This window comes from Paenibacillus sp. CF095, from assembly GCF_900101225.1.
Classification (GTDB): domain Bacteria; phylum Bacillota; class Bacilli; order Paenibacillales; family Paenibacillaceae; genus Paenibacillus.
The window spans coordinates 2,348,049-2,372,920 of sequence record NZ_FMZN01000001.1; the positions used below are offsets into that span (position 1 = coordinate 2,348,049).

The following is a 24,872-nucleotide window of genomic DNA, read 5'->3' on the forward strand; positions in this document are numbered from 1 at the left end:
CAATAAGCTAACAGCTTTTTTGCTCATGAATCGATTTTTAGAACACTCAGAGATTATTTTTGATGTAATAGGTCTCCAATGCTTGCATAATGGACTCGATTTTGATCGGTTTGCTGATATACGCATCCATGCCTGCCTTCAAGCAGTTTTCCATGTCTCCTCTTACCGCATTTGCAGTTACCGCAATAATGTATGGACAACTCTCGGGGTGCAGAGAATTTTTAATCGCTTTTGTCGCTTCGAATCCATTAAGCCTTGGCATATGCACATCCATGAAGACGATATCATATGAATTGTGTTTGACCGCCTCGACTGCCTCAACACCGTCCGCCACATGATCCACGAAGTGCCCTTTTTTCTCAACGATTCTGCTAAGGACGAGCTGATTCACCTCATTGTCTTCTGCAATTAAAATCCGCAAGGCTGATGTTCTGCTCTTCTTCTGCTGTTGATCTAACCTTTTGCTCTCTTCACCGTTATTTAATTTAAATTGGGCGGTAAATATAAATATTGTACCCGGTTCATCCGATTCCTCGATCCAGATCTTCCCCTGCATAAGCTCCACCAGTTTCTTGCTAATGGCAAGGCCAAGACCGGTACCTTGAGGTTTGCGGGTCATAAAATTGTCCAGTTGGTAGAAAGGTTCAAATAATTGTTGTTTCCTCTCAACCGGAATCCCAATGCCCGAATCCTTTACCTGAAAATAAAGCTGCACGTTATTGCCGGAGTGCTCCTTAACCCCAACTTTAACTTCCACGCCGCCTTCTGAAGTGAATTTGACCGCGTTGCCAATGATATTGGTAAGTACCTGTTTAAGACGATAAGCATCACCATACACCGGAGTTGGAATAGCATCTTCTACGCACATACGAACATCCAGCTTCTTTTCACGAGCCAGCGGTTTTACGATTTGCACCGTCTCGGTCACGATCTCAACGAGATCAAAAGGATCTTCTACCAGATCGGTTTTTCCCGACTCGATTTTGGAGAAATCAAGAATATCATTAATGATGGCAAGCAAGGAATCTCCACTCTTCTGGATGATTTCAATATATTCCTTTTGCTCCCCGCTAAGTCCAGGAGTATCCAGGAGCAAATCCGTCATCCCAATTACACCGTTCATAGGTGTACGGATTTCATGGCTCATCATCGCCAAAAATTCACTTTTGGCCTTATTCATTCTCTCCGCTGTCTCTTTGGCTACCAGCAGTTTTTTCTGCTCCGTAATATCCTTCGCTATCAGGTAAAACCCGACATTGGACTTATTAACAATGATTGGAGCAAGCGTAGCCAAGACTTCTGTCTCAGATCCATCCGTGTGCCGAACAGCGTTGATCTCCTTTTCAGCCATCTCATAATCACTGCCCAGAATCAGACCCAGATTACTGGCTCCGATAAATCTGCTTATGCTTGTACCGATCATTTCAGCCACGGGACAACCCGTCATTTTCACCGCTACTGGATTTGCATTCATAATATTACCATCCATGTTAAACGAGATAATGGCGTCATGATTGTATTTCTTAAGCGAAGTGTATCGCTCCACAGATTCCTGCAATTTAAATTCGATGCGTTTGCGTTCAGTGATATCCTGTAGTGTTCCGTTTAGCTGGACTGGCTGACGATGCTCATCAAGCGTAATCAATCCACGCAGGTGAAGATACTTCTCATTTCCATCAGAGCTGATGTGTTTGTATTCAAAATCGAGCGGTTCACCCTGTTTTACCCCTGTAATATGTTTTTGTAAAGAGGCTATATCTTCGGCATCCATAACATTAAAAACATCACTTATACGATATGGTTTGCAGGTGCGTTCAAGTTCAAAAATCTCAAAGATCTGATCTGAAAATGTAATATGGTCTTTGACCATATCCCATTCCCAACTACCAATTAAGGCAATACGTTCAGCCTCTGCACTGATATCCTTTTGTTTTTTTCGCTCTGATATATCTCGTCCAATTGTAAAAATCTGCTGTTCATGATCCGCATCACCAAAGACCTTGTATGTGGTTTCAAACCAAAGATAATGCCCGTCTTTATGGCGGACTCTGATATTCAACAGATTACCTTTAGTCAAATCCATCTGTGAGATCCGTTCCAGATCTTGTGGGTGAAAGGAAGCATTATTGTTTCGGCCAATGACTTCGTCCGGGGAATAACCCAATATTTGTTGGACTGACGGTGAGCAGAACCGACAAACTCCCTCTGAATCGGCAATATAGATGATCTCCTGAGCATGATCCGTAATAAGTTTGAACATTTCTTCACTATGGAGAAGTTTTTGTTCAGACAGTTTACGATTGGAAATATCAACAATATGGCAAACGGAATAAAGAGGTTCATCCGTAATTTCGCTTCGAACCAAGGAAACATGTATTGAACACCATAAGATGTCACCATTTTTATTAATGTAACGTTTTTCGTATTGATTTTCTTTTGATTTACCTTCAAATAACTCATAACTACAGATCATATCTTGTGACGAATCATCCGGATGTGTAATATCCTGATACGTGAGATTCATTAATTCATCACTTGTATAACCTAGCATACAGCAAAAAGCAGGGTTCACTTTCATCCATTGCCCTGTTGGAGCAACGAGTGCAATCCCAATAGGCGCTTGGTTATATATCTGCTCGAACAATTCATGATGATCGACCTTTTGAACCTGCATTGTAAGTTCTCCTTTTTGGCATATAGACTCCATATAAAGATTGTCGAAATCTAAAGTTTTTACTGATATAAGATGTTCTATAAAAATTAGTCAGATTTAAAACAACAGTACCTGCTTAATACCCAGAATTTCAGTTATTGAAACAAATCTTTTTAAGAGATTTGTGTCTTTAAAACCAAACAAGGTCCGGAATCCATTCATATGGAATCCCGACCTTTGTCATTATATATCATAATAAGTCATACGCAACACGGAATCGTTAGTAAAACAGGTTAGCGCTCGCGACCAACAAGATAATCCAATAAATGTCTCAAGAAGGGAATAGGTTTCGCCATCTCGTTCAATGCATCTGTCGCAAGACAATAATGCTCCCACATCTCTTTTTTCGCGCCTTCATCACCAAGAATGGACACAAAGGTTGAATTGTTGTTCCGCTCATCCTGACCTGCAGGTTTCCCAAGAATGAGGTGATTGCCCTCGAAATCCAGCAAGTCGTCCTTGATCTGGAAGGCGATCCCCGCATGATAAGCGAACTTCTTCAGTGTAGCCATCTCCGGTTCCTTCACTTGGGCAAGTATCGCTGGCATGACCAGGGCAGCTTCGAAGGCAATGCCTGTTTTGTAAAAACAGATCATGTTCAACTGCTCAAGAGTTAACACTTTGCCTTTGGAGTTCAGATCCATCGCCTGCCCCATACACATATCCTCTGCTTTTTCAGCCGAATACTGAATGAGCGTTAGCACGGTTGCCGCCTCAAAGCGATTCAATGAGGATTGCTCTCCTATCGCCTTCTGAATGAGAAACAGACCGGTAAGCTCTGCTGTGGCGCTATTGTGTACCTGGTGCAGCGTGGAACGTCCACGTCTTGTCGAAGCATTATCCTGCGTAGGCAGATCATCAAAGATCAGGGAAGCGGTGTGCATGTACTCCAGCGATCTTAGCAGCGGAACGATGGATGACTCAGGTAGACCATACTCGCGCACGCCCATAACCCAAGTTAATATCGGACGTAGCCTTTTTCCGTCGCCTTGCAAACTGTAATTGGCTGCATCGATCAGCGTTTCTTTCATCTCATGAAGACCACCGGGCTTGGCAATCTGCAACTCCACATTAATCTGTTCGCGAACCGTTCGAATGGTCTGTTTGAACTCCTCTTTCTCCTGCTTGTCATTTTTCAATTGAAGCACGACCTGATCCCGTAACAATTTATCAAGAAAATCAACGTCATCCGCTTTTCGCACCATCTGTTGAACCAGTTGATTGAATTCAGGCTGCCCAGAAGCAAAGATCGTCATCACTTCATCATATTTCTGCTGCCCCAACCGTTCTTTACAACGTTTCAGCCCGTTGATCGCACGATCCAGTATGACCTCACGGGTCTTGGCATCCGAGTTGTACACATCATGGATTAGATGAGAGATGACTGCCCAATACAATTCATATGGATTAATCAGATCAGGGCGCAAATCTCGATACTTCAAATAGTACGTATAAGGAGTTACTGCCCCTTCTTCCATATCGTCAAACATATCGGCAAAATCATCGGCCAACTGATTATATATCCCGTAATAAAACGTCCGCAGATCAAATCCTTCATCCACCTGTGCACTGAGAACAGACCGGACGATTAATCGGGAAGAAGAAGATTTGATAATAATCGGAATGTACAATTCTTCATTGGTATAATTTGCATTGGCTAATTTCTTGTTGCGATCGATCTCCTGAGACTGAAAGAACACATAGGATTGCTCTAAGAACGTGCGCTGTTTCTCTGGATGCTGGTAGTTCTTAATGTACTCAAATGCTTCCCGAAGCTCGGAATGTACATATTCAATCACTTCAAGGTTGCTGCCTTTCCACTCCCCCAGATCAGGTACGACACCGGTAAGAAGTGCATCACGTATCATCAGGGAATATTGTTCTTTTTCCTGAACAGTCAAAGCCTGTGAATCCAGCAAGTCATCCACGAATGGATATGTCAAACCGTAAGAATAACCAAGTCGAATCGCCGCATCAAATCTCCGGGCACGTTCTTCAGGTGGTGTCTGCTTATTCATCTCATCGTCCACATGAAGGACCACGCCGAGAATAATCTTGATCAGCTTCCGCTGCGCCTGCTCTGCATCCAGCTCCTTCGGGATGTTCGATGCTACATTCTTTAATTTGTTCATCACCCAGATGACAGCTGTTTCAATGTGCTCCTTCTGTCCCCATCGGTACAACGCAGCCAGACTGATATAATCGGGCTGTCCTTTGCGCCCAGTGGCAGAGCCCATAAAGTATTTTTTGGTATTCTGGACAATGTGCTGAATTCGGGCCTGCGTATCCGGAGAATCAAGGGCTTGCCCCAGATCCCTCATATAAATATAGGAGATACTCCGATCCAGGTAATCATCCAGCTTTCCTGTAGTATTCAGCCAGTGGATATATCTATGAACATCCCGGGGATCCGGTTTTCTTTTGCTAGGTGATAGAAGAGAAAGCCAGGCAAAACGATGAATATGTTTCTTTTGCCATACATGAATATCTTGGGTAAGTGCTGTTGTATACGTATTATCCATAAGTTGCTGCCTAAGAGAAGTAAAATACTGAGATGCTTTCTGCTCAGCTAGCCGATATCCTGCATCAGCCTGTTCTGTAAGTACGTTATTCATAGGGTGGATACCTCAACTTCTATTAATGTTAAACATGTATCCATGAAAGGAGATGAGGTGCTCCATGGACGAAAACTGAACTCATTTGATCGTGTATCCAACGCTTCAGCTCATGTTCATAACCTTTATACGGCGATCCAACCGTTTGGTTACGAAATCGTCACTGTTCATTCCCATATACGTGATTTTACAGAATAGATGACCAGACTTTGACCGCTGTGATGGCGATAAGTACGATTAATGCATATCGAAGTACCCTCACATTGATCATCGAACTAACCCGTGAACCAAGGGATGCCCCGAGCAGACTTCCGATCACCGTATAGATAATGGGTTCTAGCGGAATGTCCCCGCCCGTAATTTTACCTATAACGCCGCCAATGGCGGAGATAAATACAATTGCCAGTGAAGAAGCAATCGTTGTTCGTACGGGGATGTTGAGAATCGTCAGCATGATGGGAATAAGGATAAAGGCACCACCCGCACCAACAATTCCTGATACAATGCCTACTGCAAAAGCAGTACCTGCTGCAATCCATCGGTTAAACACCAGTGGAGCTGAGGTATCAAGCTTTCCCTTTCCGGGAATCAGCATAAGCACAATCGCCATGATCGCCAGAATGCCATAGATCAGATTAATAACCCTTCCGTCCAGGTGACCGGATATGAACCCGCCGATCAGACTGCCAGCAAGAATGCTGGAGCCCATGTACAACACCAAACCGCGGTGAACGATCGCCCCACCACTTCTACCCGTTTTTACTTTTCTGCGGAATGCAATCACACCGGCAAGTGAAGCGAAAAACACTTGAAACATACTAATCGAAGATACCTGATGTGCTGAGAATGGCTCCAGTCCCATCCAGGATGGAACATATAACAGTAGCGGATAATTGATAATGGCCCCACCAATACCCAACAAACCGGAGAAGAATGAACCGACCAGACCCAGTATAAACATGATGATAAAAAGCAGAAGATCCATCGGTTATGCGCTTCCTTTCGTGCAATTTAAATCTCATCTCGATACCACTCAAAAGTGCTATACAAGGTGAATATAATCCGTTATAATGAAAACCAAGTAAATTAATCCGAAATGAGTGATTAAGCATGTTTAACGTGTTGAAGACTCTTTTTGAAAATAAATGTCCACAGTGCAACGAAAAATTACAAGTTCATAACGATGCGTTGTGCTCGACCAAAACCTGTTCTCAATGTCATTACAAAGAAGAGAGCTATGGCTCTCTCGGCGTTCGAATTGTATATGACACACCACAAAATGATAAAAAGATACAACCTTGCTAATTGTATCACGATCTCTGAATTTTCGGGATGATTCGACAAACTTATTTCCATCTCACATGCTACGATTACTTTATAATGAAAATACAAAAACGGTGCAAAACGAATAAATCGTTCTGCACCGTTTTTTTCTGTTTTTTGAGATGAGTTCTCTTCATCTTAAAAGGGTTGCTTACTTTATTTTATTTGGTTTTGAAGCTGAGGAATCCATCATCTACGGCTACGGTTGTTCCGTTCACTGCGCTTGCTGCATCACTGAACAGGAATGTAACCACACTGGCTACTTTCTCCGGTTGAATGAGCTCTCCACGCATATGTTGAGTAGCAAGTGCATCTTTCATGGCTTTGTCATCACCCAGAATCGGTGTTTCGATAAAGCCAGGTGCTACACCAACTACACGAATTCCATGCTCAGCAAGTTCCAATGCACCGGATTTCGACATCATAACAACAGCAGCCTTGGCTGCGTTGTAGTTGAAGCTGCCTACTGCAGCAACACTTCCATAGATCGAAGCTGTATTTACAATGGTACCTTGTACATTTAATTCAACCATTTTTTTCGCGCCATAATACATGCCGTAGTATACACTGTGCTGATCTACATCAATGACTCTGTGATAGGATTCCGGGTCCATCTCCAGAAATGGCTTCACAAGTCCAATGCCTGCGTTATTGAAAATACCGCTTAACGTACCATATTTCTCTACGGTCCAGTCAATCAGGGCTTTGATCTCGTCCCCTTTGGATACATCCACTTTGTACGCGCCCGCTGTTCCGCCTGCTGCTTCAATCTCTGCCGCAAGCTTCTTCGCTCCGTCTTCATTATAGTCAGCGACAACAATAGTCGCACCTTGATCCGAAAGTTGAAGTGCTGTCTCTTTACCAATACCACTGGCTCCACCTGTAATAATGATTACTTTTCCATTGTGCTCCGTCATGACTCAGCTCTCCTTTGGCAAAATATATTTAGGTACAGTTGAAAACTTATAGTAAGTAACTATATTTTATTAACTTATAAACTTATCATACGCCTCTGTCCCAACCTTGTCAAAACATAGATCATCTTCACATAAATATGAGATAAATGTCATATACATCTCCTATTTACATGATATAGTCTAGCTCCTGTGATATTAAATATGCATCCGTTTTCGGAAAATAAAAAAGCGAGCATAACGGTAATTCAATCATTCCGATATCTCGCCCTTCTCAAGTATTCGATTACAAACTGGATTGTCTTAAGGTGCTAAGAACAATTCAATTTATTCACCCTGAAGTCCGCTAAGCGGATCTTTCAAATTATTGATATTGGTGATCAGTTCAGGAATGCCTGTCTTCTCCCAATTTTCTGCCGTAAAACCTTGCTCTGCAATTGTATTTTCGAAATTGTCCACTACTTCTGTTAATTGAGTATTGTAACTAACCAGATTCTCATGAATGCTCTCTCCTATTGCAGGAGCAGTCAACTGAGAAAATTCACTTGCTTCTGCTTGGATCAGATCGATTTTCTCCTGAATCTGCGTTGTAATCTCCGGATTATTCACCGCACCCGATACAAGCTCTTGCAGATCAGCCCCGGCGTTTGATACCTGTTCTATATAATCAGTAGCCCCACTCACATAATCTAAACTTTGATTAGCTTGTTCCACGACTGAACAGGCCGAAATCAAAAGAATACTTGATGCAATAAGCCCTGTCATCATTAATGTGTGCTTTCTTTTTCTTATAGACATGATCATCTCCCCTTCTCCTAATCGGAATCCTTGTTCCAAGTCCATGATACCTGTTCAGACTGCTTCATTGCAAATGGGTCTGCAGCCAACGTTATTAACATGTATAATAGTAAAATCAAACGGTAAAGGGATGTCATGATTATGCTTCAAGCCTTGAACCAACGCTTGAACCGCATCATGCCACTGATTACCCCAATCAGTATTATTATTGGCGTGTTATGCGGGAGTTTTCTTTCTTCTTATACCTTTTTATCTCCTTGGCTTTTTGCGTTCATGACGTTCGCTGGAAGTATCAGTCTTGGGATACGGGATTTTGTGAACGTGCTGAAGAAGCCGTTCCCCCTGTTTGTATGTCTGTTTATTTTGCATTTGGCGATGCCTCTAATTGCTCTCGGTATGGGTCATCTGGTCTTCCCTACAGATGCGTACACCATAACGGGCCTTGTTCTGGCAGCCGTGATTCCGACAGGAATAAGCAGCTTCATCTGGGTCAGCATCTATCGGGGCAATATCGCACTTACGCTATCTATCATCCTGATTGATACCATGCTTGCTCCTTTCGTAGTGCCCGGGGTGTTATCCCTGTTAATCGGCACCAGTGTTACACTGGACACGGCAGCCATGATGAGCAGTCTGTTCTGGATGATTGTTGTACCATCCCTTCTCGGTATGCTGCTGAATGAGTGGACCAAAGGCGCCATTGTCCCGGTCTGGGGACCAAGGTTGAATCCGTTATCCAAATTGTTTATGGCATCAGTTGTTGCTATTAACGGATCTGTCGTTGCGCCCTACTTGGCCGATTTCAACTGGAAGCTCGCTGGACTTGCGGTCATCATTATTTTTCTGGCATCATTCGGTTATGCGCTAAGTTACTTCATCGCCCGATTGCTGGGCTGGAACGAGGCCGATCAGGTCGCTCTCGTATTCAATGGAGGCATGCGCAATATCAGCGCAGGCGCAGTACTCGCTGTTTCGTATTTTCCGCCACCTGTTGCTGTCCCGGTTGTGCTTGGCATGGTATTTCAACAGATGCTCGCTTCCCTGACAGGTTATCTGCTCGGTCGTCGCTCTCAGCTTCTGCATAAGTCAGATAAGACATCTGCAGCATAACAAAAATATTGGAATGTTTAAAAACGCCGACATATTAGTCGGCGTTTTGCATTGAGTTGCTATTGTTACTATTATTGCCAAGATACTGCTACGTTTCGTAAACCTAGCAATCAGTTCCTGGCTACAAATCCACTTTCATATTGCCCAGCATCTTGGCAACTTCAGGATTATCAATCTTCATGAATAGACTTTCCTTGGTATCCAGTGTGGAAATGGTTGCAATCTCTTCCGGGCTTAGTACAAAGTCGAAAATATCGAAGTTCTCGATAAGCCGCTCTTTGCGTACTGATTTTGGAATAACAACAACATCCCGCTGCACAAGCCAGCGCAGTACAACCTGGGCGACGGATTTGTTATGTTTCTCGGCAATGGAAACCAAGATTTCGTTGCTGAACAAATTGTTGCGACCTTCGGCGAACGGGGACCATGACTGGTGCTGTATCCCCTGTTCTTTCATGAAAACAGCGCTGTCGACCTGCTGTTGAAACGGATGAGTTTCGATCTGATTGATGACAGGCACAACTTCGTTGTGGACGATGAGGTCCATCAGGCGGTCAGGTAGGAAGTTACTGACACCGATAGCCCTGATCTTGCCCTCACGGTATAGTTCTTCCATCGCACGCCATGCGCCGTAGTAATCACCAAACGGCATGTGAATGAGGTACATATCCAGATAATCGAGCTGCAGCTTACTTAACGATTTGGCTAACGCCCGTTTGGCACTTTCGTATCCTGCATCCTGAATCCAAAGCTTGGTCGTGATGAAAAGTTCTTCCCGCGCTATGCCACTGCGTTTAATTGCACGTCCAACCGCTTCTTCGTTTAGGTAACCGGCAGCGGTATCAATTAGGCGGTAACCGGCCTTCGGCGCCTCATATACCGTGTTCTCACATTCATCAGCATCGGGAACCTGGTAGACACCAAAGCCAATAATCGGCATTTTCACTCCATTGTTCAAGGTTACAGTTTGCATATTCAATTCCTCCTATGGTTCAATTGTGAATCGCAAGTGGTCACGTATTCCTGAAATTCAGCAACGAAGCGAGGATTCCACTTCCGGCCGACTTGCGTTACAATAACCCTAGCTCCTTCGTCTTACACGAAGTCAAGCGGTCTCCAATATTTTTTTAGAAGGAGGAGTACATATGTATACTGTCCAGGATGCTGCCCAGCTTACGGGACTCACAGAGCACGCTGTTCGCTTTTACACGGATAAAGGCTTGGTTCCGAGCATTCAACGCAATAAAAATAATATTCGGGTGTTTGATGAAGAATCCATCAATTGGCTACATGGCGTTAAATGCCTCAAGCAGACAGGTTTACCGATTGAAAATATTAAAACATACGTCGATCTCTGCCTCGAAGGTGATTCAACCGTTTCGCAGCGATTCGCACTTATGATGGAGTATAAGGAAGCGGCGCTGATTCAGCTTGAAGAGGCCAAGAGCCGCGTAGCCCATTTGGAAGAGAAAGCACGTCAATATCAGGCCATTTTGGAGCAGCGCATCCCGGATATGACCAACCCGGTCAATTGGGAAACCAAGCGTGACGAAGAAGGGAGTTGTCCTGCATCCCGTTTAAAAAGTCGCAGTCTTCCTGAAGCCGAGGTTTCGGCTCAGTGCCCAGCAGCTGCTATGAAGCAGCAAACTAGCATAGTATCTTAAACTTCACATGATATAGCTCACGTATGTTCTAAACATATAGGCTATCTCTTACATTATATATATCTAAATGAGCCTGAGTAAAAACGCCGACAACATTGTCGGCGTTTTTCGCCACTACAACCCTCTGCTGGAACAAAAAAACCATCAACAAGTGATGGTTTTTCATGAAATATCCTGTTCAGAAATCTGCTGCTCATGATGCCTTTATGCTTATTTCGGCTGAATATATCCTTCAGCTTTGAGTAGTTCTGCGATCAGAACCGCACCACCTGCCGCTCCGCGGAGCGTGTTGTGGGACAATCCCACGAATTTGTAATCATAGAGTGAGTCTTCGCGCAGTCGGCCTGTGGAGACACCCATTCCGCGTTCGATGTCACGATCCAGTTTTGTCTGCGGTCTGTTCTCTTCTTCAAAATACGTAATGAATTGTTTTGGTGCACTTGGCAAAGCCAGTTCCTGCGGACGACCTTTGAACTGCAACCAACGCTCCAGAATTTCGTCTTTGCTTGGTTTTTTCTCGAAGTTTACAAACACGGTCGCCAGATGCCCATCCGTTACCGGTACACGAATACATTGTGTTGTAATTAATGGAGCCGATGCTTTGACGATCTCATTATTTTCAATGCTGCCCCAGATCCGCAGTGGTTCCTGCTCACTCTTCTCTTCTTCGCCACCGATGTATGGAATGACATTATCAAGCATATCTGGCCAGTCCGTAAAGTTTTTACCTGCTCCTGAGATTGCTTGATACGTGGAAGCAACAACCTGAGTCGGGTTGAACTCACGCAAGGCGTGCAGTGCTGGCACATAGCTCTGAATCGAGCAGTTTGGTTTTACAGCAATAAATCCGGTTTTGGTACCCAGACGTTTTCTCTGTGCTTCAATCACATCCAGATGTCCCGGGTTAATCTCAGGGATTACCATTGGTACATCTGCTGTCCAGCGGTGAGCGGAGTTGTTGGACACGACAGGTGTTCCTGTTTTGGCATAAGCCTCTTCGAGCGCTTGAATCTCATTCTTTTTCATATCAACCGCGCAGAAAATAAAATCAACCTGGCTGGCAAAAGCTTCGACCTGGGAAGCATCCTGAACAACGATTTTCTTCACAGCTTCCGGAATAGGAACTGCGAGTTTCCATCTGCCTTGTACGGATTCTTCATATGTTTTACCTGCCGAATTGGCGCTTGCAGAAATAGCTGTTACTTCAAACCATGGATGTTGATCGAGCAGGTCCACAAAACGCTGACCTACCATTCCCGTTCCTCCGACGATACCAACTTTCAATTTTGCTGACATTCAATCATCATTTCCTTTCGGTTTAAGTGATTCTTCTCATTGATCAATTTCATAACTCACTAAAAACGTATTATGAAATGGACTTCCTAATTAACACTATTCAGGCAATTCCAAAGCGTGTAGTCACAGCCCCGAAAAAACCAAAAAATCCCATCCCCAAGACAATAGTCTCAGGGACGAGATTGAACTCTCGTGGTACCACCCAGATTCGCCAATATGTCACCATATCCGCCTCTTCAAGTAAAGGTTTACAACCATGTTGCTAGCTGTAGACCGTTCATACTCTAGCTCTGTAACAGGAGCTCCTGTCACACCATCCCTTAACGCTAAGTTCCGATGTGCTGCTCTGAGTCTTTATTCAATAAAAAGTTCTTTACTCCTTTTCAGCTGCCGGAGCTCTCTTTGAAAGAATGATTTTTATCTACTCGTCTCTTCGTCGCATTTGATATTGCGATTATAATATCAAAATTACCGTGATGAAGTAAACACATTTTTTAAAATCATGGAATTTATATGTTTCCAGCGGAGCTGAACCATTCAATTATCGCAAGAAAAACTTCAGCTAAATGGTCAGTCTTCTGTGAAAAGTGCGTGATAGACTTTTTTCTTATAAATTGCTGCTAATAACTATTTCATTATTGCTTTTTGGCAATAATCGCATACGTTCCCAGTGGGCTCCCAGGCCCCGAGGCATGATGTGTCCTAAGTAATTTCAGTTCAGAAAGAAGAAGTGTTTTTACTTTGTCCGGGATCGGAAGCAGTTTCAGTTCCACAGGCGCTTCTGCCAGTGTCATTTCGGTTTCCCAGCGACCATCCTGCAGCTCAGGAGAATGGATCGAAGTCTCTTCCTTAATCGTCCAGCCCGCCGCAGAGACAAGCTCTTGGATGTCCTCCGGTGTAAAAAGCGTGCGCACATTGGAGAAGCTGTTCTCCTTGTAACATTCGACCTGGGACTGAATCAGAACGGATAACCAATGTGAGAGCTGGCTCACATCTGTTACTCGTGCATCCCATTCGGCGAAGCATAACTGATGTCCCCACGTCCTAACCTTGCTAACAATCTGGGCAAGTTCGTCAAACGATTTCAAGTACCAAGAACAATGGGAAAGTACGATAACATCAAACTCATTCTCGGCGAATTGGGCCTGATCACTTAAAATGTCGTAATCATAATCCATTCGAATTCGGTTACCCAGTGGAGATCTCCGTAGCTTGGCTGCCGCTTCGCCTACGGTCAGCGGTGCACCATAATCCTCAGGTGCAATATCTACACCATGAACGTATCCCTTCTCCCCTACCAGATGTGCAAGCACGGCCGTTGTATCTCCCTGACCACAACCGATTTCCAGAACGCGGCTGCCTTCCTGTATCCCCCAAAAGAGTCCCAGTTTCATCCGATGCTCAGTCTGAATGTACTGAGTGGCGGCGTTGTCCTCCACGTCCATATACTTAATAAGGTCCCTGATGATAGATTCATTCATGATTCCTCACTCCTCAAAGAGCAACTTGAACTTCTTGCTCATTGTAGCGTTACTGGAAGAATTGTACAATGCTAGAGTCTATGGCAGAACCATGGCACGGAGGAGAACCCGTCCTACAGCAGATATAAACCTCTGCTACATATCAATCCCTATGCCCACTGGGTTGCAAGCTTCTGAAGATAGGGTGTCAGCATGGGCTGTAATTCTTTGCGCATCAGTCCGATCTCCAAGATCGCCTGAATATATCCGAATTGATCACCAATATCGTAGCGACGTCCCTCTAGTTCAAGGGCCAACAGCTCCTCCACCTGACTCACTTCTTTCAAAGCATCCGTTAACTGATATTCCCCTCCAGCCCCTCTCTCGATCTGATCAAGGATTGGAAAGATGGAAGGTTTCAGAATATATCGTCCCATTACAGCTGTCCGGGATGGTGCTTCCGCAAGGGAAGGTTTTTCGACCAAATTGGTGACCCGGTGAACCCGGTCCTCAGCACCATTCGAATCAATGATGCCATATTTGCTCACATTTGCCGCGTCTACCTGACGGACACCGATGATCTGGTTGCCTGTTTTTTCATAGAGATGGACCATCTGTGCAAGTGCAGGCGGATCAGACACCATAATATCATCTCCCAGCAGTACAGCGAAGGCATCATCCCCTACAAATTGCCGTGCACACCCAATGGCATGCCCCAGACCCAGCGGTTCTTTTTGACGAATAAAATGAATATTTGCCATCTCGCTGATCGCCTGCACCTCTTCCAGTAAAGACTGTTTGCCCTTGGCATACAAAGAATGTTCAAGTTCAACCGATTTATCAAAATGGTCCTCTATGGATTTTTTGTTGCGTCCGGTCACAATGAGGATATTCTCAATGCCTGATTGTACTGCTTCTTCAACAATGTATTGGATAGCTGGTTTGTCTACAATCGGTAACATCTCTTTAGGCTGTGCTTTGGTTGCTGGCAGGAAACGGGTTCCGAGACCCGCTGCCGGAATAACTGCTTTTTTAATTCGCATTTCATCATACACTCCTTTCATTTGCTTTTTATAACCAATATTGCACGCTGTAGTCAGCTAAGTAGCGATACGAAACACCCAATATCTGCTGGCCATATAGTTCAGAACCATCCCCATCAAGGTCGCCAGTATCTTGCTCATCACGAGACTCCAACCCAGCATGTCGTGCAAAGTCATCAGAATGAGGGCGGATAACGCGAGAACAATGAGATTGGTGATTAGAAAACGAATAAGTTTTGTTCTATCGCCACCCCCTCGTACCGCATCTCGAAAAGTCCACCTGCCGTTCAGCCAATAACTGTTCGCAACACCGCAGCTGTACGAGATTACTTGAGCCATCAGAACCGGTACACCGACCACTGCAAGCAAAGCAAACACCACCGCATCCACTGCCGTATTTGCAACACCCACAATTCCGAACTTGAAGAGTGTGACCAGACGATTAGTCATGATGAGCAACTCGGGCTGTCAATCGGGATGGCGCTTGCAGGCTCTCGGCCTGAACCACATCTCTCACAATGTATAGCGGACGTGCCTTAGTCTCATCATAGATACGGCCAACGTACTCGCCCAGAATGCCCAGCATGATCAGGATGAATCCGTTAAACATCAGCATGATACTCACAATGGATGGCCATCCCTTAATCGTTGAATCCGTAAATATGGCCGAACCAATAACCGTTAACATATAGATGAATCCGCCAACCGACAGGATCGCACCTACATAACCTGCAAGTTTAAGCGGTTTATGTGAAAATGACGTAATGCCATCCAGGCTTAGCTTCAGCATGCGTTTCAGCGGATATTTTGTTTCGCCTGCCAGACGTTCATCACGTTCATATTCAATAGCAGTCTGACGAAACCCGACCCAACTGACCAACCCGCGCACGAACCGGTTTTTCTCGGGAAGACGTTTCATCTCATCACATACTTTGCGGTCAATCAGGCGAAAATCTCCGGTGTCTACCGGGATATCCGTATCCGTTGAGGCACGAAGTACACGATAGAACAGACTCGCCGACCATTTCTTGAAGCGAGTTTCCCCGCTTCGTCTGGTGCGACGGGCATATACGACTTCATAACCCTCTTTCCATTTGGCGATCATATCGAGTATCAGTTCGGGAGGGTCCTGCAGATCCGCATCAATAATAACCACCGCATCCCCCACTGCATAATCCATACCCGCTGTTATCGCGATCTGATGTCCGAAGTTACGGGCAAAATCAATCAGCTTCACACTCTCGTCCCAACGGGCGTAATCACGGATCATCTGTGCACTTCGATCCACGCTGCCATCATTGACAAACAACAGTTCATAGCTCTCTCCTGTACTGCCCATGACCTTTTTCAGACGCCGATAAGTCTCCTCGATCACCGCTTCCTCGTTATACATGGGAATAATAATGCTGTATCGGTACGCGTGAGCCATGTTTGTCCCCTCCCTTTTCCAATGGACTTCGTTCGAGATTTTCATTCTATACAAATTGGACTAAAGATTATTTACACTGCATACTTCGATGACAGAACAACCTTCCAATCGCTGTTATCCCCCGATTTTTTTGATTCCTTTACTAAAGGGAAAATCCGGGGATAGCGTATGCTTCCGATGTAGCTTTCTTGCAGAAAGCTTGTAGGCGAACGCTTCGCTTTTTCAGGTTTTTTCTATCCTCTCCGTTATCGTGTAAATGGTAAGTTCAATTTATATAGCTACAATTTCACTTCGTACAAGGTGGACTGTCCGCCGAATCCAAATCCGGCTCTGTTCCCGGTGTCTCCGTTATCCGTATCTCCGCTGTCTGTGCCTATCTTCCATTCTGACGTTGGAATCTCGGTTCCGTGCTCTTTGATCCAATCGCTAATATCCGAGTTCCCTCCGCGGCCCCCCATGCCACCAACCATGAAGTATTTCACTTGCCCGCTCTTGACAAGTTGCTCAAGTTCCTCTGTTGTGTACACCGGGTCTGAGCCGGAGAAACCTCCAAGTGTAATGACCCCTGCTCTTTCATCGATGATATAAGGTGCTGCCTGATTATAGTCCGTAGTGGCAAAGAGATACGTTTCACCTGTATTGTGCTCTTTCAGATAATTCAGTGTGACTGTATCCACTTCTTCGTTACGGTTACCCATTCCGCCACGGCCACCCATTGCAGGCATTTCTGTGTCTCCTGCAACGTTACCCATCGGCATGCCCATTCCTGCCCCACCAAACATGCCATTGGAACCAGTAGGGCCTGCTGCCGGAATCATGCTGTTGCCGCCATAAGTAATTGGGGTGAATGCCCAGTAGATTGGACCAATCAGCATCACCATGAATCCCGCGATAATGAAGCTCTGTTTCCATCGATGTGTGCGATGAAGCATAACGATTAGGATGACCGTAATCAGAATGCCTGCGATCAATTCACTAATGGACCAGCCTGCACCAATCGTATCGTTATACACCTGCATGATAAACCAGCCGAACAGAGTCGTCAGCAGCACGGACACCGGAAGCAACCATGCCTGCCAGCCATTGCGATCACGATATGACTTCCACATCGCTACAAATCCTGCGCCAGTCAGCGCCGCAATTGGAGGTGCAAGCATAATCAGATAATATTGATGGAAGAAACCTGCCACACTGAAAAAGGCAGCAACGGGAAGCAGCCATGCCAGCCAGAACAAGGCCTCCTTGTGCTTGCTGGTTATATTTCTCCGTCTTAACCCTGCAAATAGGGCAATGCACCCAAGCAGCACAACTGGCAACAGCCAGCTAGCTTGACCTGACAGTTCAGTCTGGAACAGACGCAGAGGACCTTTCTCCCCTGTACCAAACATTCCGCCCATGCCTCCGCCGAAATTTCTGCCGTTTGGCATTTCCATATCATTTGGCATCTGCCCGTTCGGGAAATTGCCATTCGGCCCATTCATGCCGCCCATGGCATTCATGCCTTTTGAAGCATTTGAATTACCGTTATACGGTGCATTGACATCTTGCCCAGCGCCCAGGGAACCACTATCCGTCTGATTATTGCCAGCAGACATTTCCCCACGATTGCCACGATTATTGCCCTGTCCGATAGCATTTGGCATACCTGCGTTACCTGAAGTATTCTGCTGACCGGTTAGCCGTGCCAGACCGTTGTATCCAAATGCCAGTTCCATGACCGAGTTCGTTTCACTGCTGCCGATATAAGGCCGCTCGTCTTCGGGTATGGAGTCCACAGTGACCGCCCAGGATAAGGAAACCACCGCCAGAACTGCTGTGCTGCCGATCAGCAGGATGATTTTCCTTCTCCATTTCGCCTGAAATGCGAGCAGATAGATCAAGTAAAAAGCTGGGAGAATCATGTAGGCTTGAAGCATTTTCATATTAAAGGCTACGCCTATTAACCCAAAAGCAACCAGAATGCGCCAAGTACTGCCTTGTTTGCTGCCTTTGAACAAAAACCATGAACCCAGCAGTAGTGTAAACACCAGCATGCTGTCAATATTGTTGGTCCGGCTGACTGCCGCCACAACAGGCACAGTCGCCATCGCAAGTGCCGAGATTCGTGCTGCTGCAAGTCCATATGTAGGTTTCACCATGAAATAGATCAGGAGCACCGAACCGATTCCCGCTAATACCTGCGGCAAAATAACGCTCCATCCGTGCAATCCAAAGACATAGGCAAAGGCCGTCTGGATCCAGAAGACAACAGGTGGCTTATCTACAGTGACCGAGCCTGCTGAGTCTAGTGAAGCATAGAAAAAGTTATGGAAGTTGCTGAGCATACTCCCAACGGCAGTCGTATAATAGGAATTGGCATATTGATCATTCCAGATACCGTACCCATTCAGAAATGCCGCCAGTAATACAATCGGCAGAAGGACAAGATCCATCCTTCTTTTGGTGTTATTCAATGTTAATCACTCCTTCAAAGTTCTTCATGTCTAGTATTGTGACATGCCAAAATAAAGCTGGGATGAGTGCCCGCTGAATGTTGTCTGAGGATAATTCACAATCCTTTCAGCTAAATTTCAGTTTGGCAAGCGATAATACAACATACAGTCCCTCCGAAGTGAGGGAAAAATCTAGATGGATCAGGCAAGGAGAGAAGCACATTATGAAGCTTAGCAGCGGAATTAAAATACTATTGGCTGATGATGAACCACATATTTTACAATTTCTAGATCTTGGATTAAGCAATGAGGGCTTCGATGTGCGCACCGCACCGGATGGAGCGGCTGCGCTTGAGTTGGCGCTTGAATTCAAGCCACATATGGCTATTTTGGATGTCATGATGCCAGAGATGGATGGATTCGAAGTGGTCGAGCGTCTGCGTAAGACCGGTGCCGAGGTTGGCGTAATTATGCTGACAGCGAAGGACGAAGTCGAGAATCGGGTTAAGGGCCTTTGGTTAGGTGCTGACGATTACATGATCAAACCCTTTGCCTTTGACGAGCTGCTCGCCCGAATTCAGGCCAGACTGCGCAATCAATTTCCTTTATTAATAGGAGCCGTCACCCACGGTCCCTTCCGAATTGATGATCAGCGCAAAGAAATCACCTATCAGAATCAGGTCCTGGAGTTATCTCCTACCGAATACGAATTGCTAAAATTCATTGTGCTTAATCATGGAATTGTGCTGAGTAAAGCGACCATTCTGAGCCGGGTGTGGGGGTATGATTTTGGCGGGGAAGAAAATATTGTGGAGGTATACGTTCGTTCCTTGCGTGACAAACTCGGGGATAAAGAGCATAAACTCATTCGCACGCTTCGGGGTGTCGGATACAGGGTGGACCTCTGATGTACTCGCTGCGTAAGAAAAATAAACTTCGTTTAAGACGTCTGCACCAATGGATCTGGCCTCGTTCATTACGATCTCAATTGCTCTCACGTTCTCTGTTCGTGCTTGCTGGGCTGTTATTGTTAATCGGTATCCTGCAATTCTGGATCATGGAAAGCTTTCTCTACCGGAATCAGGCAAAAACCATGGAAGAACAGCTCATGTCCATGCCCCCTGTTTGGCTTGGAATCCAGTCACGTAGCGGATCTTCCAACAATCCTTTTGGTGGACAGGCAGGAAACGGGTCTGGTAATCGGGTGCTGTTTATTCCTGACCGTTCACTGGCCCTGTTTGATAACCAAGGTACGTTCGAGGATGTTTTTGGGGAAGACGGTCTGAAGGCCCCTCATCTATCAACCGTTGAATATCAAGACATTACAACAGAGTTGAAAGAACAAAAACACATTCCCTACCGGATCGTCACGGATAGCCAAGGCAATGAGCAATTGATTGTATTCGCTTCACCCGGTCCACGCAATCGCGGTTTACCTATGGTCCAGATGGGCACGGCTACAAAGCCACTGAGAGACTTGATTATTAAACAACTTCTGATCTTTGTGATGTTATCGCTGTTGGCCATGGTAGCCGGTCTTATTCTATACACTAAGGTATTACGCCGGACGCTGGTTCCCCTATCTAACATGGTGAATAAAGTACAGCAGATCGATGCAGGCAGCCTCGCAGAACGCCTTCCCGTCGTTCAGGGACAAGAGGAAGTGGATCAGCTCGCGCTTTCATTCAATGGCATGCTTGAAAGGCTGGAGAACTCATTTGAAGCGGAGCGGGAATCGAAAGAACAGATGCAGCGTTTCTTGTCCGATGCTTCTCATGAGCTGCGTACACCGCTTACCTCCATACACGGCTTCATTGAAGTTCTACAGCGGGGTGCAGCGACCAATCAAGATCAATTGTATAAAGCACTGGACAGCATGCACGGCGAATCCGTACGCATTAACAAGCTGGTTGAAGATTTGCTGTTACTAACCAAGCTCGATCAGGCTCCAAAGCAGGAGCGGGAGGTCATTCAGCTGGACAGTCTCCTACTCGAAATGCAACCACAACTTGCTATGATGGCTCAGCAAAGATCCGTTCATCTCGACCTGACGGCTGAGGTACATGTACTTGCTGACCCTTACAAGCTGAAGCAGGTTGTACTGAATCTGTTCCATAACGCGGTGCAGCACACCGATCCAGAGCATGGAGCCATCTCCATAACGTTGTATGCCACGCACCATAAGGCTGAATTGTCAGTAAAAGATAACGGCACAGGCATTGAACCTGAACATCTGCCCCATATCTTTGAGCGATTTTACCGCACAAGCAGTTCTCGTTCGCGCAAACAAGGTGGCGCAGGTCTCGGTCTAGCCATTACCCGCTCGATTGTGGAGTCGTATGGTGGGAAAATTACTGTACGAAGTCAGGTAGGCTCAGGAACTGAATTTATGATTTTGATCCCACTGTATAAGGCAGATGTCTAAATAGAGCGTCGGCTGCAAGTAGGTATAATTTGGTTATAAGCAGCTCTACGTAAGATCTACTTGATTATTACTCATGCTCTAGTCAAACTCTCCAAACGATGCTTTTCTTCTATTTTAATTTCGGCTTTCTCATTGCATGACGAATCCCCCACTCATTTCGGTTGAGGAATGAAAGGGGGATTCTTTTTGTATCTGATTGATAGAGTATAGAGTAGTAACCCAGTTGGTTTCAGCCTTTCGCGCTTTCAGGCTAACGAATCTGAGACGTCTTATTCAAGGATTTGGAGCGCGCGCAGAAATCTAATGAACCTGAGCCACGTTATATTAGAATAAACAGCCGTTTACTGCGTTTTTCTAAGGGGATTTCGGGAAATAGCGTGTCTGATGTTCCTTACAATTTAAGAAATGTACCTAAAGGCAGAATAAGACGTTCTGTGTTCGTTAGATAATCGTCTAGGTATTCGTCAGGATCAGCCATCTTGGACCTCAAGACTTTTGAGGCCTTGGTATCCATCACCGCATAGCTTGCCTAGGTTTGAGTTTTAAGATACACGCTATAATTCATCCCGTTCTATCGCTGCTTTTGGCAACGGTGGATTACCAAGGGTACACGCCATTCTCATCTAGGAATTCTCCGTTATGGCGTTTACCATCCGTCGCATAGCGCACGATAATCGCAGCGCCGGCTTCTTTTGATTTACCGCCTTCGGCATTGCCATTAAGATCTGTTGATGTAAATCCGGGCGTTACTGCAAAGACTTGCGCCCTGCTGTTTTTCACTTCATAAGCCATCGAAAGTGTCATGGCACTGTTGGCCGTTTTGGATGAATTATAATCGAAGGCATTTAAAGTAAATTCCGCATTTTGCATATGGTCCAGAGAAGCCATGTCGGTTGATACATTAATGATTGTGCCTTCATTATCTTTGATTAACGGGAACAATCGCTGATTCAAACGGAAGGTGCCGAAAAAGTTCACTTCGAAGGCATTCCGCAGATCTTCCTCTTTTGTATCCGTGAATGAATGAGAGAAAGCACCCGGCATACCCGCGTTATTGATCAAAAGGTTTATTGATGGATAAGTCTTCTGAATCGTATCGGCTGCCTGCTCAATGCTCTTCAGGTCGCACATGTCGATCTGTACAAATTCTACATCTAACCCCTTGGAAGTTAACTCTGAAATAGCTGCTTCACCCCGTTCAACACTACGTGCGCCGAGGATAACTTTCCAACCTGCTTCACCCAACTGCTTTACGATTTCATATCCAATTCCTTTATTTGCCCCGGTTACAAAAACAATCTTTTTCATGCGAATCCTTCTTTCCGTAATTTGATTTATATTTAACAATGAATAAGTTACTATGCTACACTTAGTGTAGGTCAAATTATTTTTATAAAAAGAGGGATTAACATGTTAACGATTGGAGAAGTAGCGAAAAAAGTTGAAATTTCCATTGGAGCGATTCGCTTTTATGAAAGAAAGGGACTGCTGAAACCTGCTGCAAGAAATGAGCAGAATAACCGTCTTTATTTGGAGGAGGATCTGAACTGGCTGGTTTTTATCAAATGTCTTCGTGAAACCGGGATGAGTGTAGAAGACATCAAAAAGTATTATGATCAGGTCAATGAAGGAACCTCCACGCTGAAGGAAAGAACCAAGCTGATTGAGGATCAAAAGCAAAAGTTGCTGAATGATATCGAGGAGAAAAAAGCGCAGCTTGTTCATCTGGATAACAAACTGGAGCGCTATTATCGTGGAGAAAATTATTAACATAAGTCTTGTCCAATAAACTAAATGACAGAAAAAGATCAGGCAGCCAGCAATAAATGTCTAACCTGATCCGAAATGTTGAACCTATAGCGATTTTCAATGAGGATAAAAGTTCAATCAAAAATGACCTTGGCGCTTACATAGTTGATAATGGATATAGGGTTCATCCTCGATCTCGATCAAGCTGACCCGTTCAAAATTACATTTCTGTATCACCTTATTGGATGCTTGATTGGTAGTCAAAGCAATGGCATTTAACACTTCCACGTTTGTATGTTCAAACAAATACTCCGTCATTCCTTTGAGTGCCTGCGTTGTGTAACCACGATTTCTGAAGTGTTTCGATATACCGTACATAATCTCCCGATTGGGTGCTGGCAATTCGTCCTTGATCCCTGAGCAGCACCATCCTATGAACTCATCATTTTCTTTGTGTACGATAGCCATACGTAAACATAACTCTCCAATATCCCCTCCCGCCATCACTGCTTGTTTAAAACGCTGATTCTCAGGGATTTCATATTCAGTCAGCCACAGGGTCCTCTCTTCAATTGTAGCGTTCCATCCCGGTAGGAATTCATACACCTCAGGTTGCCACGTAATTTCTTGCAGTTTTTCCAAATCCTCAATTCTATACTCACGCAAATAAATATCCTTGCAATCGATGATTAATTCATCGGTTTGTATGGGTTGATTCATAATTCCTCCTACTACACACTTAACTTCAGCTTATTAGCTTTTACTTCAAACAAGCCCCTCTTTTTCCATAAACTCGTCTTTGGTTAATCCAAAGAGGATCAGATCCTGGTATTTTCCATCCGTATAGATCACCTGGCGACGTACACCTTCCTGAATACATCCAAGTTTTCTCATCATCGCTGCGGAAGGTTCATTTCCTTCGAGTACAGAATCATTGAATTTGTTGAGCCTACGCTCGAAGAAGGCATACTTCAGCAAAATTCGTACGGCTCTGGTTCCGTATCCTTTTCCTCGATGATCCCTGTCAATTTGAATGCCAATGCTAAAGGTACCGTTCCTTTCATCAATGCTGTTCAGATTCACACCTCCGACATTTTCACCATCCATATTTACAATTGTAAACATGATCCTTCCTTTGGTTAAAGAAAAATCAGAGAAGTTTTCCGTAAAACTCTTCGCTTCAACATGGGTTGGCGGCAACTCTACTGCACACTCCAATAACCGACGGGCAGGTGTATCAAAGCGGTTATAATAATGATCCTCCCAATCTTCTTCACGCAAAGCACGTAATCTGATCTTATCATCCTGCCAGAAATATTGACTATAATCGATCTCTCTCATTCCAAGTCCCCCCGCATATTCAACCAAATTTTTACTTCGAGCTAAAAACATAATAACCCATAATGTGGAATTGGTGGAGATTTGTTTTCATTAAACACAACGAAAATAACCCCCGAACAGGACAAACCTGCCGGAGGTTACGCTCTACTTTATATCAAAATCTCATTACGATTCTTCCGTATATTGAGGCTTGGACACGTTATCCGGTACCGTTTCGTCAAAAACATCCTGACCTGGATAATCCCGCACATCTCCCTCGTGAAGCTCATGATTTTCAAAATCAAAACGATGTGCAGACCTCTGATCCACTCGCCACGGCGAACTTTTCCCGAGAGACTCGGATAAGAGAGATGAACCGTAAGGACCCTCCGGGAATTCTTCGAGTGTGATATCATTTCGCTGCGACTCCACCGTAGGCACATCGGTATATTCTTGCCGTTCTTCACGCAAAAACTTATCTTTCATCGTTTATCCCTCCTGATCCACTTCAGATGACTTATTGTGAGCGAGGACAAACGCATTTATGCATGATTATTGAAAACACTGCGTTTATGGTTCTA

Annotated in this window: 21 protein-coding genes and 1 other annotated feature; of the genes, 5 read left to right on the forward strand and 16 right to left on the reverse strand. The window is 44.9% G+C overall.

Annotated elements, in window-relative coordinates; all coding sequences use genetic code 11:
• Window positions 1-46: 46 nt before the first annotated feature.
• The 5 genes from BLS69_RS10130 to BLS69_RS10155 form a co-directional block, all read right to left on the reverse strand.
• Window positions 47-2,674 (reverse strand): PAS domain S-box protein, encoded by a 2,628-nt coding sequence (locus BLS69_RS10130; RefSeq protein ID WP_176872658.1) that lies wholly within the window; start codon window positions 2,672-2,674, stop codon window positions 47-49.
• Between the two features lie 272 nt (window positions 2,675-2,946).
• Entirely contained in the window at window positions 2,947-3,678 is a 732-nt protein-coding gene (locus tag BLS69_RS32925) for a polyprenyl synthetase family protein (protein WP_371129071.1), read from the reverse strand.
• A 1,837-nt stretch (window positions 3,679-5,515) separates the two neighbouring features.
• Window positions 5,516-6,313, reverse strand: a complete 798-nt coding sequence (locus BLS69_RS10140) for a sulfite exporter TauE/SafE family protein (RefSeq protein ID WP_091031027.1) — start codon at window positions 6,311-6,313, stop codon at window positions 5,516-5,518.
• Window positions 6,314-6,812: 499 nt separating this feature from the next.
• Window positions 6,813-7,568, reverse strand: coding sequence for an SDR family NAD(P)-dependent oxidoreductase (locus BLS69_RS10150; protein ID WP_091031030.1), 756 nt, complete (start codon window positions 7,566-7,568; stop codon window positions 6,813-6,815).
• Between the two features lie 324 nt (window positions 7,569-7,892).
• Window positions 7,893-8,363, reverse strand: coding sequence for a DUF6376 family protein (locus tag BLS69_RS10155; RefSeq protein ID WP_143023568.1), 471 nt, complete (start codon window positions 8,361-8,363; stop codon window positions 7,893-7,895).
• A 141-nt stretch (window positions 8,364-8,504) separates the two neighbouring features.
• Here BLS69_RS10155 and BLS69_RS10160 point away from each other — a divergent pair, with 141 nt between their 5' ends.
• Complete coding sequence (locus BLS69_RS10160; RefSeq protein ID WP_047842786.1) at window positions 8,505-9,473, forward strand: bile acid:sodium symporter family protein; 969 nt, start codon at window positions 8,505-8,507, stop codon at window positions 9,471-9,473.
• Window positions 9,474-9,594: 121 nt separating this feature from the next.
• Here the strand turns inward: BLS69_RS10160 and BLS69_RS10165 are convergent, their stop codons facing one another.
• On the reverse strand, window positions 9,595-10,446 hold the full coding sequence (locus tag BLS69_RS10165; RefSeq protein WP_091031035.1) for an aldo/keto reductase: 852 nt from the start codon (window positions 10,444-10,446) through the stop codon (window positions 9,595-9,597).
• A 172-nt stretch (window positions 10,447-10,618) separates the two neighbouring features.
• Here BLS69_RS10165 and BLS69_RS10170 point away from each other — a divergent pair, with 172 nt between their 5' ends.
• Entirely contained in the window at window positions 10,619-11,137 is a 519-nt protein-coding gene (locus BLS69_RS10170; RefSeq protein ID WP_047842784.1) for a MerR family transcriptional regulator, read from the forward strand.
• Between the two features lie 210 nt (window positions 11,138-11,347).
• Here BLS69_RS10170 and asd read toward each other — a convergent pair whose 3' ends face one another.
• The 6 genes from asd to BLS69_RS10200 all read right to left on the reverse strand — a co-directional run bounded on the left by asd (window position 11,348) and on the right by BLS69_RS10200 (window position 18,797).
• Window positions 11,348-12,433: an aspartate-semialdehyde dehydrogenase gene (gene asd / locus BLS69_RS10175; RefSeq protein ID WP_091031038.1), complete on the reverse strand. Its 1,086-nt coding sequence runs from the start codon at window positions 12,431-12,433 to the stop codon at window positions 11,348-11,350.
• A gap of 169 nt (window positions 12,434-12,602) precedes the next feature.
• Window positions 12,603-12,879 (reverse strand) — a binding site (T-box leader).
• Window positions 12,880-13,068: 189 nt separating this feature from the next.
• Window positions 13,069-13,914 carry a class I SAM-dependent methyltransferase gene (locus tag BLS69_RS10180; protein ID WP_091031041.1) on the reverse strand — a complete coding sequence of 282 codons (846 nt, stop codon included), beginning with the start codon at window positions 13,912-13,914 and terminating at the stop codon, window positions 13,069-13,071.
• Between the two features lie 149 nt (window positions 13,915-14,063).
• Window positions 14,064-14,936 carry a UTP--glucose-1-phosphate uridylyltransferase GalU gene (gene galU / locus BLS69_RS10185; RefSeq protein ID WP_036670734.1) on the reverse strand — a complete coding sequence of 291 codons (873 nt, stop codon included), beginning with the start codon at window positions 14,934-14,936 and terminating at the stop codon, window positions 14,064-14,066.
• Window positions 14,937-14,993: 57 nt separating this feature from the next.
• Complete coding sequence (locus BLS69_RS10190; protein ID WP_091031044.1) at window positions 14,994-15,386, reverse strand: GtrA family protein; 393 nt, start codon at window positions 15,384-15,386, stop codon at window positions 14,994-14,996.
• Entirely contained in the window at window positions 15,379-16,365 is a 987-nt protein-coding gene (locus tag BLS69_RS10195; RefSeq protein WP_091031047.1) for a glycosyltransferase family 2 protein, read from the reverse strand. The genes BLS69_RS10190 and BLS69_RS10195 overlap by 8 nt, the downstream gene beginning before the upstream one ends.
• Before the next feature lie 278 nt (window positions 16,366-16,643).
• The gene (locus tag BLS69_RS10200; RefSeq protein WP_256332342.1) at window positions 16,644-18,797 is read right to left on the reverse strand and encodes a glycosyltransferase family 39 protein; all 2,154 of its coding nucleotides are present in this window, start codon (window positions 18,795-18,797) and stop codon (window positions 16,644-16,646) included.
• Window positions 18,798-19,021: 224 nt separating this feature from the next.
• Between BLS69_RS10200 and BLS69_RS10205 the strand changes: the two genes are divergently transcribed.
• Together BLS69_RS10205 and BLS69_RS10210 are read left to right on the forward strand one after the other, a co-directional pair.
• Complete coding sequence (locus tag BLS69_RS10205; protein WP_091031055.1) at window positions 19,022-19,705, forward strand: response regulator transcription factor; 684 nt, start codon at window positions 19,022-19,024, stop codon at window positions 19,703-19,705.
• Window positions 19,705-21,222, forward strand: a complete 1,518-nt coding sequence (locus tag BLS69_RS10210) for a sensor histidine kinase (RefSeq protein ID WP_091031058.1) — start codon at window positions 19,705-19,707, stop codon at window positions 21,220-21,222. Before BLS69_RS10205 ends, BLS69_RS10210 begins: the two co-directional genes overlap by 1 nt.
• Before the next feature lie 597 nt (window positions 21,223-21,819).
• On the opposite strand, the gene BLS69_RS10215 is transcribed toward BLS69_RS10210, so the two are convergent.
• Complete coding sequence (locus BLS69_RS10215) at window positions 21,820-22,530, reverse strand: SDR family NAD(P)-dependent oxidoreductase (protein ID WP_091031061.1); 711 nt, start codon at window positions 22,528-22,530, stop codon at window positions 21,820-21,822.
• A 102-nt stretch (window positions 22,531-22,632) separates the two neighbouring features.
• On the opposite strand from BLS69_RS10215, the gene BLS69_RS10220 reads away from it, so the two are divergent.
• Window positions 22,633-22,992, forward strand: coding sequence for a MerR family transcriptional regulator (locus BLS69_RS10220; protein WP_091031062.1), 360 nt, complete (start codon window positions 22,633-22,635; stop codon window positions 22,990-22,992).
• A 117-nt stretch (window positions 22,993-23,109) separates the two neighbouring features.
• On the opposite strand, the gene BLS69_RS10225 is transcribed toward BLS69_RS10220, so the two are convergent.
• The 3 genes from BLS69_RS10225 to BLS69_RS10235 all read right to left on the reverse strand — a co-directional run bounded on the left by BLS69_RS10225 (window position 23,110) and on the right by BLS69_RS10235 (window position 24,777).
• Window positions 23,110-23,691 carry a GNAT family N-acetyltransferase gene (locus tag BLS69_RS10225; RefSeq protein ID WP_091031065.1) on the reverse strand — a complete coding sequence of 194 codons (582 nt, stop codon included), beginning with the start codon at window positions 23,689-23,691 and terminating at the stop codon, window positions 23,110-23,112.
• 45 nt (window positions 23,692-23,736) lie between these two features.
• Window positions 23,737-24,312, reverse strand: coding sequence for a GNAT family N-acetyltransferase (locus tag BLS69_RS10230; RefSeq protein WP_091031066.1), 576 nt, complete (start codon window positions 24,310-24,312; stop codon window positions 23,737-23,739).
• A 165-nt stretch (window positions 24,313-24,477) separates the two neighbouring features.
• Entirely contained in the window at window positions 24,478-24,777 is a 300-nt protein-coding gene (locus BLS69_RS10235) for a hypothetical protein (RefSeq protein ID WP_091031068.1), read from the reverse strand.
• Window positions 24,778-24,872 lie beyond the last annotated feature (95 nt).

What these genes read in the sequence shown, in the direction of transcription:
- BLS69_RS10130 (WP_176872658.1), bottom strand. Translation starts at nt 2,674, where the DNA reads ATGCAGGTTCAAAAGGTCGATCATCATGAATTGTTCGAGCAGATATAT.
- BLS69_RS10140 (WP_091031027.1), bottom strand. Translation starts at nt 6,313, where the DNA reads ATGGATCTTCTGCTTTTTATCATCATGTTTATACTGGGTCTGGTCGGT.
- BLS69_RS10150 (WP_091031030.1), bottom strand. Translation starts at nt 7,568, where the DNA reads ATGACGGAGCACAATGGAAAAGTAATCATTATTACAGGTGGAGCCAGT.
- BLS69_RS10155 (WP_143023568.1), bottom strand. Translation starts at nt 8,363, where the DNA reads ATGTCTATAAGAAAAAGAAAGCACACATTAATGATGACAGGGCTTATT.
- BLS69_RS10160 (WP_047842786.1), top strand. Translation starts at nt 8,505, where the DNA reads ATGCTTCAAGCCTTGAACCAACGCTTGAACCGCATCATGCCACTGATT.
- BLS69_RS10165 (WP_091031035.1), bottom strand. Translation starts at nt 10,446, where the DNA reads ATGCAAACTGTAACCTTGAACAATGGAGTGAAAATGCCGATTATTGGC.
- BLS69_RS10170 (WP_047842784.1), top strand. Translation starts at nt 10,619, where the DNA reads ATGTATACTGTCCAGGATGCTGCCCAGCTTACGGGACTCACAGAGCAC.
- asd (WP_091031038.1), bottom strand. Translation starts at nt 12,433, where the DNA reads ATGTCAGCAAAATTGAAAGTTGGTATCGTCGGAGGAACGGGAATGGTA.
- BLS69_RS10180 (WP_091031041.1), bottom strand. Translation starts at nt 13,914, where the DNA reads ATGAATGAATCTATCATCAGGGACCTTATTAAGTATATGGACGTGGAG.
- galU (WP_036670734.1), bottom strand. Translation starts at nt 14,936, where the DNA reads ATGCGAATTAAAAAAGCAGTTATTCCGGCAGCGGGTCTCGGAACCCGT.
- BLS69_RS10190 (WP_091031044.1), bottom strand. Translation starts at nt 15,386, where the DNA reads ATGACTAATCGTCTGGTCACACTCTTCAAGTTCGGAATTGTGGGTGTT.
- BLS69_RS10195 (WP_091031047.1), bottom strand. Translation starts at nt 16,365, where the DNA reads ATGGCTCACGCGTACCGATACAGCATTATTATTCCCATGTATAACGAG.
- BLS69_RS10200 (WP_256332342.1), bottom strand. Translation starts at nt 18,797, where the DNA reads ATGGATCTTGTCCTTCTGCCGATTGTATTACTGGCGGCATTTCTGAAT.
- BLS69_RS10205 (WP_091031055.1), top strand. Translation starts at nt 19,022, where the DNA reads ATGAAGCTTAGCAGCGGAATTAAAATACTATTGGCTGATGATGAACCA.
- BLS69_RS10210 (WP_091031058.1), top strand. Translation starts at nt 19,705, where the DNA reads ATGTACTCGCTGCGTAAGAAAAATAAACTTCGTTTAAGACGTCTGCAC.
- BLS69_RS10215 (WP_091031061.1), bottom strand. Translation starts at nt 22,530, where the DNA reads ATGAAAAAGATTGTTTTTGTAACCGGGGCAAATAAAGGAATTGGATAT.
- BLS69_RS10220 (WP_091031062.1), top strand. Translation starts at nt 22,633, where the DNA reads ATGTTAACGATTGGAGAAGTAGCGAAAAAAGTTGAAATTTCCATTGGA.
- BLS69_RS10225 (WP_091031065.1), bottom strand. Translation starts at nt 23,691, where the DNA reads ATGAATCAACCCATACAAACCGATGAATTAATCATCGATTGCAAGGAT.
- BLS69_RS10230 (WP_091031066.1), bottom strand. Translation starts at nt 24,312, where the DNA reads ATGAGAGAGATCGATTATAGTCAATATTTCTGGCAGGATGATAAGATC.
- BLS69_RS10235 (WP_091031068.1), bottom strand. Translation starts at nt 24,777, where the DNA reads ATGAAAGATAAGTTTTTGCGTGAAGAACGGCAAGAATATACCGATGTG.